The sequence below is a fragment of the Planctomycetia bacterium genome (genome assembly GCA_034440135.1).
Classification (GTDB): Bacteria; Planctomycetota; Planctomycetia; order Pirellulales; family JALHLM01; genus JALHLM01.
The window spans coordinates 1-10,904 of sequence record JAWXBP010000425.1 but is presented as its reverse complement, the minus strand read 5'-3'; the positions used below and the strand labels follow the sequence as shown (position 1 = coordinate 10,904).

General features: G+C 57.1%; 6 protein-coding genes. 4 read left to right on the top strand and 2 right to left on the bottom strand.

The window, feature by feature from the left end; all coding sequences use genetic code 11:
• From SGJ19_24700 to SGJ19_24685, 4 genes are all read left to right on the top strand, one after another.
• Window positions 1-2,010, top strand: a 2,010-nt coding sequence (locus SGJ19_24700; protein ID MDZ4783459.1) for an FG-GAP-like repeat-containing protein, incomplete at its 5' end; no start/stop codon positions are given.
• A 501-nt stretch (window positions 2,011-2,511) separates the two neighbouring features.
• Complete coding sequence (locus SGJ19_24695; GenBank protein MDZ4783458.1) at window positions 2,512-3,738, top strand: hypothetical protein; 1,227 nt, start codon at window positions 2,512-2,514, stop codon at window positions 3,736-3,738.
• 356 nt (window positions 3,739-4,094) lie between these two features.
• Window positions 4,095-5,171 carry a hypothetical protein gene (locus tag SGJ19_24690; protein ID MDZ4783457.1) on the top strand — a complete coding sequence of 359 codons (1,077 nt, stop codon included), beginning with the start codon at window positions 4,095-4,097 and terminating at the stop codon, window positions 5,169-5,171.
• Between the two features lie 861 nt (window positions 5,172-6,032).
• Entirely contained in the window at window positions 6,033-7,091 is a 1,059-nt protein-coding gene (locus tag SGJ19_24685; protein MDZ4783456.1) for a PEP-CTERM sorting domain-containing protein, read from the top strand.
• 232 nt (window positions 7,092-7,323) lie between these two features.
• On the opposite strand, the gene SGJ19_24680 is transcribed toward SGJ19_24685, so the two are convergent.
• The gene (locus SGJ19_24680) at window positions 7,324-9,291 is read right to left on the bottom strand and encodes a hypothetical protein (protein ID MDZ4783455.1); all 1,968 of its coding nucleotides are present in this window, start codon (window positions 9,289-9,291) and stop codon (window positions 7,324-7,326) included.
• 410 nt (window positions 9,292-9,701) lie between these two features.
• Window positions 9,702-10,802, bottom strand: coding sequence for a tetratricopeptide repeat protein (locus SGJ19_24675; protein ID MDZ4783454.1), 1,101 nt, complete (start codon window positions 10,800-10,802; stop codon window positions 9,702-9,704).
• Window positions 10,803-10,904: the final 102 nt, after the last annotated feature.

Below are 10,904 nucleotides of genomic sequence, written 5' to 3'. Positions count from 1 at the left end.
CGGTCACGAATCCGCGGAAGGGAACATGAGCACTACACTTTTCGACCGACCATCGGTAACCCGCCAAGCGCTGCACTCTTCGAGCGCCGTTTACACGTGCAGGAGTTTACAGAAGACCTGGCGCTCGGCGACTTGGATGGCGACGGCGACTTGGATGCGCTGGTCGCGGCGCGCCGCTTCTTTGGCTCGTCGCTGTACTTGCTCCGAAACTACGATGCTGTCGTCAATCTGGGCGTCACAGTCACGGATGATCGGACAAGCGCCGCGATTGGCAAAATCGGCGTTTACCAGGTTGTCGTCACGAATGCCGGGCCGGACCCGGCCGAGGACGCTCAGCTGATGGCCGGGTTTGCTCCAGCGTTACAGGAACTTGCCTGGACGGCGGAGGGCACGCCTGGGACGGTGTTCGTCAGTTCGGGCTTCGGAGAAATTCACGAGACGGTCATCGTACCTGTCGGCGGCGCGATTACGTACACCATTTCGGGCCGTCTCACCGCGGCGCCGTTGGAGAGCTCATTACAGGCCCTCGTCCGCGTCAATGTACCGGCCAGCGATCCCCTGCGCTGGGTTGACGCGGGGCCGTCGGACAATGTGAGTTCCGACAGCGACATCGTCATTTCGCCCCTTGCGACCCAACGAGCAGGCCGATTCTCGGACTCGGGCCTGCGACTCGGCAACGAAGTGAGCATTGATGTCGCGCCCGGCGACATCGACAACGATGGCGACACGGACCTTCTGGTCGCCACTCTTGGGCCGCGCGGCGTGATCGCGTATCGCAATGATCGCGGAGCGTTCACGGTTGCCTGGGAAAACCTGGGCCTCCCGGGAACCACCGCCGCAAAGCTGGCCGATTTGGACGGCGACGACGATCTGGATGCTGTGTTTGCCGCCTCGGCCGGAAGCACTTCCGTATGGTGGAATGACGGAAACGGCGGGTTCGAAGAAAGCGGACAGCGATTCCCTCTTACGGACAACATCGCCTTGGCTCTGGCCGACTTCGATCGTGACGGCGACCTCGACGCATTGCTGGGACAAGGGTCGGGCTTGCCGAGCGGACTTTGGTTCAATGACGGTCAGGGCCAATTCGCGGACAGTGGCATGCGATTGCCGATTGGCGAGGCCACGCGCATCCTGACACATGACTTTGACACCGACGGGGACGTCGATTTCGTCACCGATGTCCCTACCACCGGAGATCCCTCCGGCTATTGGTCCAACGAAGGCGCGAGCGGTTTCTCGTTCAAGCCGCTGCCTGGCGTGGCTGGCTATTGGAGAATCGAAGCCATCGCCGACATCGACAACAATGGCATGGTCGATGTCGTGGCCGTCGGAGGATCCGCGGTGAACGTCTACCGTAACACTCCTGGCGGCTGGTCTATTTCCCAGCAGCTCTTTCTCAAAGAAAGCATTGGGCGTGTCGAGTTCGGAGACTTCGATGGCGATAGCGATCTCGATATGTACTTCGCCAACGGCGGCGCCAACGTCGGCCTTCCGGACCGCATTTTGCGAAACAACGGCGGGATGTTCGTCGACTCCGGCCAGACGCTCAGTACCGCGGCCAGTCGCGACGTCGCACTTGCCGATTTTGACCAGGACGGCGACCTCGACGCATTTGTCGCCAACGGCCGTTTCAGCGGCGGCCAACCGGATGAGCTGTGGCTCAACGGCCCGGTTCCCGGCGATACGTACCCCTTTGACGGGGTGGTCGACCTTACCGACCTGAATCGCGTCCGCAACAACTTCGGCGCTACAAGCACCAATGCCGAGGGCGACGCGAACGCCGACGGAATTGTCAATCTCGCCGACCTGAATCTGGTACGCAACCACTTTGGCGGAGCGAACTCCAGCGAGTTGATTGCGCCCGTCGGCGCACGTATTGCAGAAACACGCCGCCCCGCTGTCCGCACGACCCATCGCTCCACCGACCTCCTCTTCTCGCAATGGGGAAGCGAGGGGACGGCCAACCACTTCTTGACCCCTTCACTGGCTCGATCGCGCCGGCGCAAATAAGTGCAACCTTCAATTTGCGATTGATCACTTACCAAAAGACGGCCGATTGCCATGCAACATACTTCGCCCAGCATTCGCGTCTCCCGCACAGCGCGGCTCGAGCCTCTTGAGGATGGTAACGTAGAAGGCAGGTCGGCCGACTTTCGACGATAGCCCAAAAGAGTTATCGCGCGCTCGCGCTCATTGTTATCCTACCGGTCGACAGTTTGCGGCCGCGGAAGATGCGCTCTCCAGTTAACAGTCGGGGCTCTCCCTTGTGAACCGAGCTCGCTCAGGTTCGTTGGCGGTCGTTTTCGTCGGGAGGGGGCGGAAAACGGCTCGAACTCAGTATCCTATTGACGTCGAACGACTTATCTTTTGCGTTCCCTCTCGCATTGTCATGAGGAGAATTCCGCACGGAGGACCATTTGATAGTTTCGCCGTGAAGTCGCACCATTGCTTGACTTGACGGGCGCCACAAAGCATGATGTGGAAAAACTCTCAATGAACACCGGTGTTTCAATGAAACTGTTCCTTTCCGTTTGTCTGATTCTGGCGGTTACCACTCCTGTTTACGCCGACCTGGGGTGGAACCACGCAACGGCGACGATGTCACATAGTCGTTCGCAATTCGGCGCCGCGGCGGCCGGCACTAAGGCGATTTTCGTTGGCGGTACGATTGACCCAGTCGGCGCACGCACAGCGGACATTTTTGATAGCACGACCGGCACCTGGTCGACACAGACCTTTGCCGAACCGGTAATCGGTGGAGTCGGCATGGGCTGGGGTACGAAAGCGCTCTTCCCGTCCTACAACGGAAAGGTGCATATCTATGATAGCGCGGCCGACAGTTGGTCGATGGACCAGTTGCCCTCTGGGCAAGGACGCGTGGCCATGGCGGTGGCGGCGACCAACGGCAAGATCTTCTTCGCGGGCGGCTATGAGAATAGTCGCGACTATGATTACGTTGATGTCTACGACGTTGAATCCGGCAAATGGACCTTAGATCAACTTTCGCTGAGCCGCTTCGGGGCCGCTGGTGCAGCGGCAGGAAATAGATTTGTCGCCGCCGGTGGAAGCTTTTGGAGCAACGGATTCTTGACGAACCGAGTCGACATCTACGACACCGAGTCCAACACGTGGTCGATCAGTGGTCTTTCGACGACGGCGACACTGACGGCTGCAACGGGCGTGGGCGACAAGGCCTATATCGCCGGTGGTTATGATTACGACGTCTTCCGCGACGACGTCGATATCTATGACGCCGCAACCGGGATTTGGTCTCATTCGAACTTGTCGGAGGGTCGCCAACAGATTGGCGCGACCTCAATTGGCAAATACGCACTCTTTGCCGGCGGCTGGCGGACGCCGTTTGGAGAACCGGTTGAGGTGGTCGACACGATTGACGTACTCGACACGCAAACCCAGTTGTGGAGTCTCGAACAGCTCAGCGTGCCGCGCTACGACTTAGAGTCGGTGACGGTCGGCAATTACGTGCTTTTCGCCGGCGGGTCGTTGGATGGAGTGTCGGACGGCTCGAACCTGGTAGACATCTTCTACGTGCCGGAACCGTCGTCCGCGCTGCTGGGAATGATTGTAGTCGCCGGCGCGATCAGCATCGGATACGTTCGTCGTGGCGCACTAGAGCCGCGCGCGTTTCGACATGCAGGAACACCAGCAGAAAAGCATCCCGAAGCCCCTTCGGCGTCACGATCCGTTTCGATACGAAGTCGCACTGCCAGAGCGTAGCTGCGTGGATCTTGATGAACTCATCCCACGTGCCATGTCCGCGTTGCGGCCCGGGATCGTAGCGGTTCTCCTTAAGGATGTTCTTGACCGTGTTCCGAGAGACGGCGCGGATGTTCAGTTTTCGCAGCTCGCCGAGGATGCGGGTGTAGCCCCAGTTATTGGCCTTCGCGAGCTTGAGAATCAGCTTGCGGGTTGTGCCTTAATTCGTCCTCCATTCGGAACGGTTGGTTGAAATTCGGTGAATTGCTAATCATACTGTAGAGGCGTCGAATCTCAACAGCACAACGCGTCTTGCCGGCAAATGGAATTGACACGTCAATTATCATGCCCGTCGGAACGTTCAATTGGAGGCCGTGATGGAACTGCACATTTTCCAAGCTAGTGGGCGCGTTGCCGGTTGTACGTCGTTTTTCGTTTGCCGCCGTGTTGCGCTAAGATTGTCGCATTTGTTCCTGAGGTCGATGCTTTGCGTGGCTTCGCTTGCGACCAGCCACAGTGGTGCGCTCGCACTTGAACCTGGAGACATTTTTGTCGTAACGCAGGCAGCCGGAAACGTCTACCGCGTTGATCCCCAAACCGGCAACAGGAGTCTCCTTTCCTCGGGAGGTGACCTTCAAAACCCGTCACATGTCTTGTTCGACGAACAAGGACGACTATTGACGGCGGAGCGAAGCTTCGGAGGGATCGTCCGTGTACATCCAGTGACCGGCGCGCAGGATGTAGTGGCCTCCGGCGGCATCCTAGGCACGCCAGTCGCATTAGATTTTGACCTCTCTGGCGACTTAGTTGTGGCCACACGGGAGGAGACGCTTGTGCATGTCGATTTGGCATCGTCGACTCAGTCCCTCATTACGAACGTGTTTGACATGTTCAGCATGCAGGATGTCGATGTTGATGCATCTGGTAACTATGTCGTATTAGACTTTGGCAGTTTCGGATCTCCTAATGGACGCATTATCAAGGTCGACGCTGATACCTTGCAACAGACCACGATTGCGTCTGGCGGAATGCTTTTTAACCCGGCAGACCTTCTCATTGACTCAAGCGGCAACTTTATCGTTTCCAATCGCGGTGGAGGAAGTGGAACGCAGATTTTGCGGATCGACGCGACGACAGGCGATCAGTTTCTGCTTGCGGATCTGACATCCGAAGGGTTTATCGCGTTTGAGAACGAAAGCACGATCATCTACGCGGACTTCAACAGCGATTCGCTTTCCCGAGTGAACCTCGCCACGGGAGCTAGCACGGTTTTTTCGACGGGAAGCTTCGAACATAATGCAACAGGAGTCATTGTGTTTCGGCCTGTTCCTGAGCCAACCTCCGCGGCGCTCGTGGCTATTTGTGCTGTCTTCGTGACGGTTTTCAATTGGCGGACGGTGCTTTGTCGGCCGGACCGAAAAGTGATTTCGATTGGGAAAGCGCTTGCGAACTGATCGTGTTCTTATCTCAGTAAGAAGTCCGTGAAAACTGGTGGTCGCACAGGGGTATTTATCACTCCGCCTTTAGGTAGGCGATGTATCGCGCCGGCTCCTACTGCGTGGCAGCCGTCAGAATCAGCAAAAGCGATCGGTAGATGTTCCGCATTCGCGAAATCTCGGCAACTTGGCCAGCGAACATGGGTTAGCGCCATTTTTGCACACCGGTCGGTCGGTGTTTCGCCAAGAATACGATGCGATTTCAACCCGCGACGGCGTAGCGACGCCGGATTTTAGAGAGCGCTCTCGCGCTCTCAGATGCGCTCTCTAAAGCGCTCTCTGATTCTCTGTTTGTGTTAACCCGTGCCCAGATTCTTCCGTAAAGCGTTGGGACCGATTCGTCGACCGAAACGGACTCGAAATCGCTAAACGATTACAGATTCAGCGGTTGTGAGTTTTGGGCCGCAGAGAATTAGTTCGAAGAGGGTTGTGCACGGGGAGTTCCATTTTACCGCGGAATTGGGCCGACCCGCTGGTTAACAACGGGTTCTGAGAGTCTGGTTAACAGCCTTTCCGCAGGTAATGCGTTGGCCGGGGGCATCTCCCCGAAGCCGAGAGCGCGGCCGTCGGAGGGGTGCCTGGCGCCGATCGCCCCCCGCCGCCGGTATTCTCCGAGAACTCTCGCGCTCTCTGTGCTGCGCTGACGAACTGGTTAACGCCCGGGAGCGGAGTTCGGCCCGTTGTGACAGGAGGTTCCCGTGCCAGACGCTCGTTCAATGAACTCTGTGCAGTGTTTTTTGTTGCACGTTCCGTTGAGGCTAACTAGCCTTGCAACAAAGCTGATCCCAATACGTTCACTTGCAAACTAAGGGCGGTCACATGCCGTCATTCGTCGACAACAGCTCAAACAGTTTATCGCACAACGTAGCCCGATACGCTTTGACGCTGATGGTGATGTTTCAAGCGGCCGGCGCCAGCGCGGCAAAACCCTTTTTCACTGGGTTGGGGATGCTTCGGCCAGATTCGATCAATTCTGGGGCCGTCGGTGTTTCGGCGGATGGTTCCGTCGTTGTAGGCTTCGCGAGTACTACAAGCAGCGAACAAGCGTTTCGATGGACGCTCAGCGAAGGCATGCAGGGGCTTGGGTTTTTCCCAGGTGCCGATTCCAGTTACGCGAACAAGGTATCAGACAACGGAACCATCGTAGGCGCCGGAATCAGCGCAAACGGGCTTCAAGGGTTTATTTGGACACCTGAATACGGATTTGAAGGGATCGGATTCGTACCTGGAGTCGATACCGCCAGCTACGCCTATACCATTTCCGGCGACGGCAATACCGTGGTTGGAAACGCGCTCAACAGCGACTTCAAGTACGAAGCAATTCGGTGGACCAAGGAAGAAGGTATCGTGTTAATGGGAGACTTGCCTGGTGGCGAATTCGGCAGCGGGGCGGTTGGCGTTTCACAAGATGGATCGGTTGCATTAGGCTATGGGACTTCAAGTGAAGGACTCCAGATGGCTATTTGGGCACCCGACCAGGGGCTAGTTGGCCTTGGAGACGCGCCGCCGTCGGATCTATTCGGCAACGTGCCTACGGACTTATCCGCGGACGGGACAACTGCGGTTGGCTATGCCCCATTTAGCGGAGCATTTGGCACGTACTTAAAGGCCATTCGCTGGACGCACGAAGCCGGCTTTTTGGACTTAGGTCAGCTCCCGGAGGGATATGAGAATGTCGCTTGGTCAGTTTCAGGTGGATGGTTCTGTAATTGTTGGCGATCAAAGTTTTCCCCGGGCACTGTACACTTCGGCGTTTCTGTGGACAGAGCGACAAGGTATCCAGCCGCTCCAAGAACTCTTGGAAACCCGCTGGTCGCTGGCGGACAGCCTTTCTGGGTGGACACTAACACATGCGGCCGACGTTTCAACCGACGGTAGGTTTGTTGTGGGGCAAGGAATTAACCCGCAGGGGAATGCCGAAGCATGGATCGCCAGGGTTCCGGAGCCCTCCACAATTCCTCTCGCAATGATTGCAACCGCACTGGTTGTTGCGTCTGGTCTAGTTCGAAGCAAACGATTGTCATAGAGCCGCCCACGAAGCTTGCCGCCCCTCGGCGAGGTCATCGAGTGAAATCGAATGTCCTACCGTTCAAAGCGCACGCACGACGAGCTAGCCGTCAGATCTCGAATTGGTCTTTCCATAGCCAAAGACCAGGACAGCGAGCGTCGCCAAGACGAAGGCAGACGGTTCGGGAACCGGGCTCGATTGCACCGAACCGAAATTGTTTCGGACACGGTTCAGATCCTCGATGTCCACAGCATCATCGTAGTTCGTGTCACCGGCAACTCCTTCGTGCGACGAGCCGAAGTTATTTCGGACCAGATTTAGATCGACTACATTCACAACGCCGTCTGCGTTCGCATCGCCGTCGAGAATCATCGCTAGGGTCGTTCTGGACTCACCGTAAAATACGCGTAACGGGGGGAGTCCCGCCGCCGGAATCGTGCCGGTCCAGCGCAGCGCAGCGAACTCGCCTTCGCTTCCCTCGTGCGTTAATAAAGTAAACGCATCGCCGTATTCGGGATAAACCCCCGCCGCGAACACCACATCGAGTATACCGTCAAGCGATGCGCCTCCCCGAATCGTCAGGCGATCATATTCTCCCACGGATGGAGAACTCGATATCTCCATGTGTAAAGTGCCAGTCGCCTCTTGATTTACGTCACCGATGATAGTCAGCGTTCCAACAGAGGCGAACTTCCCCGGATGGAGCGCGCCCGAGTTGACAAAGATCCCATCAGCGGCGTCTAGCGTTCCATCCCCGACCACAGTACCGAACATTTGGTTCTCAAGCCGTGCACCCTGAGTGAGACGGACAATGGATTCGACCACGACGCCTCCGCGATTGAAAAAATCGCCACCTCCGTTTCCGCTAAGTTCTAACACTCCCCCATCGTTTGCCCTCAGTATCCCGCCGGCCTGATTTTGGAGCCCAATCGCCGATGGATCGAGAATCAAGGACTTACCGGCGACATTCGCGTGAAAGAAGCCGCCTCCCTGATTAATGATCTCCAGCTGGTTCATGCCGAATTGGCCGTAACCTTCCACACGGTGGCCGGCCTGTGCGAAACTCGATCCGTCCACGGTCGCCGCATCCGAGCCAAGACGGATGACTCCGCCTGCCGTAAACCCGGCACCGTCAGGAAAATGAAGCTTTGCCGTCTCGCCCTCAGCGCCCACTCGAATTTCCCGATGGTTTCCAACCGTTCCCTGCACTTCTAGCGCCGAGTGATTTAGGACCGTGACGAGCCCATGAACGTTGACGTCCTGAAGGATGGAGCTTTCACCTTGCACGATGATCCGAGCGCCTTCCACCGCCGCCAGAATTCCGCTATCCACATATGCATCCCGCATGATTACGGTCGAGTCATTCTCTGCCATGATGACACCCGTGCCATTTCGAAATGCGCCGCCGGCCGTGCCGTCAAGCCACAGTTCGCCGCCGTTCGTTGCATTCATAATGCCGCTGTTGTACAGCTCATATGAGCGACTCGGCTTGACGACGAGCGACTTGCCTGCGACGTCGGCACTAATTATGGCCGCATTGCGGATCCCCAGCTCACCTCGCCCCAGTTGACCAAAGCCGTGAATCAAGTGGTCGTAATGATTCAGCAGCTCGCCGGTCACGTACGCTTCGTCGTTAGTCAAAGTCAGAGTGCCGCCGCCACTCAGGTCCGCTCCTCGAAGCAGCCGAAGTTCTCCCGGGCTATCCACCGAGCCCACAACAATCTCTCCTCGACTCTTGATCACGCCCCCGATGTCCTGCCCGGTGACTGTCAGCTTGTAACCATCACGGATGTCAAGCCTGTCCCCCGAGCTCATGGATAGGTCACGGATCGAGGCGTTCATGTCAAGCCTGACTGACACCGACGCGTCGAAGTTGCCTCCATCAATGAGCACGTGATAAAGATCTTCGGCATTGTTGGGAACGATACCATTGGACCAATTCGACGCATGGCTCCAATCGCCATCTTGCGTGGACGACCAAGTTGAATTGACGATGGCGGCCTGCGACTGCATTACCGTAGTAACGAGGAAGCAGGCGATGACCACGTTAGTTTGCAGAGCTCGACTCATTCGTTTTCCGAGACATAACGGAGTGGGGACAACCGGGCTTCGTGGACTTGGCCCATTCAGTAAATGCTGTACCAATGCTAAACGAACCGTTGGCGCCGGCCAAGTCTCAGTCGGTTCCGCCCTTAGGCCGTGCCCGAAGCCTAGCCGGAAAGGGCGTCTTGGAGCGGAGCAATTTCTGCTTTTTTGCCGCCGGAATTGCGCCGATCCGCTGGTTGGCGGCGGGGTGCCGCTTACACTTGCCAGCGTCATCCCATCGCGACAACGCTGCGCACACTGATTGGTAGCATGCTGTTGCTTCTTGCTCGGCTATGGGCGTGTACGCCGTGCAGTTGCCGTTTTCATCAATCGTCGGAATCGTTGAGAACCGCCAAATAGCCGCGGCCGCCCGTCCAAATTGCCACGACGGTTTATCATCCCGGCCGATGCTTTTCCAGAGTTTCGATTAAGTGAAGGATTTCCGCGGCGACCGTGTAATCAAATTCCGCGTGGTCGGCCAGAGTAACGTCTCGGCTACCGGAAGCGATGGCTTGTAGAACATGGAAGTAGGCAAGTTCAACGGGTGTTTTGGCCTTGGCGATAAGTTGTTTCAGTAAGTTCACTGTAGCTTGTCCGTCACCGACAAGCAGGGACTGCGCTACATGCGCGCAAAGGCGGCCCTGAGGCAAATGATTCTCGCCGCCGTCGCGGCGGTATGCCAAATAGCAATCAATAGCGTTGTTCCTTGCCTCCGTAGCGGCCTGCGCGATACCGGCATCCGCTTCGATATCCGCGAGAATGGCCCAGGCCATCCACGCAGCAGCAGAGTGGCCAAATTGCTCAAGGCATTTGAGCGCATCGTGTATTTCCTGTCGCGCGTCGTCGTATCGGCGGAGCTTGCGTAGAGTACATGCGAGATTGGATCGTTGGCGGCCCTCTTCAATCTTGTTCTGAAGGGACGCATGAATGTCGGCAGCTTGACGGATTAGTGACGCTCCTTGTTCCGGACGAGATAATTCGTCGCTGTACAGAGTCCCTAATTGCGCCAGCGAGCGTGCCTCCCCGTCGCAATTACCCGTCCTAGTGCAAATTGCGAGAGCTTGGCGAAACGCATCTTCCGCGGTCTCCGCATGCCCCATCTCCTGGTATATCATGCCAATCTCATGCCAGCCAATTGCGACATTGCCCGGTTCGTTGAATCGAGTGAACAGTTCGCGCGCCTCAATTTGCGCTGCAAGGGCCTCGGGATAGCGACACTGTTCAAAGCGGACTATTCCAAGCTGGCCCTTGCTCACCGCGACTTGCCTGTCGTCACCGAGTTGCTGGGCGAGGCGAATACACTCGTCGCAAGCCGCCGCAGCTTCGTCTAAACGACCCAACTGCAACAGACAAGTGCCCTGGTCGGCGAGGCACACAGCTGTCATCCCTTCGGCAGCTGTGTTGGCCTGAGCATTCGCGATGGCACGAAAACGTTCACGAGCTTCTTCCAGTGATAAAATGGCATGTTCTGTCCTGCCCGCCAATAGCAGCGCCATTCCCACTAGGCCTTGTCTCAAAACTGGGGTTTCCGTGCAATGCGTAACCGGCGACGATGTCGCTGAGTTTCGTTTTTGCCACGGAGGGCTGTTGAGATGGCG

What these genes read in the sequence shown, in the direction of transcription:
- SGJ19_24690 (MDZ4783457.1), top strand. Translation starts at nt 4,095, where the DNA reads ATGGAACTGCACATTTTCCAAGCTAGTGGGCGCGTTGCCGGTTGTACG.
- SGJ19_24675 (MDZ4783454.1), bottom strand. Translation starts at nt 10,802, where the DNA reads ATGGCGCTGCTATTGGCGGGCAGGACAGAACATGCCATTTTATCACTG.
- SGJ19_24695 (MDZ4783458.1), top strand. Translation starts at nt 2,512, where the DNA reads ATGAAACTGTTCCTTTCCGTTTGTCTGATTCTGGCGGTTACCACTCCT.
- SGJ19_24685 (MDZ4783456.1), top strand. Translation starts at nt 6,033, where the DNA reads ATGCCGTCATTCGTCGACAACAGCTCAAACAGTTTATCGCACAACGTA.
- SGJ19_24680 (MDZ4783455.1), bottom strand. Translation starts at nt 9,291, where the DNA reads ATGAGTCGAGCTCTGCAAACTAACGTGGTCATCGCCTGCTTCCTCGTT.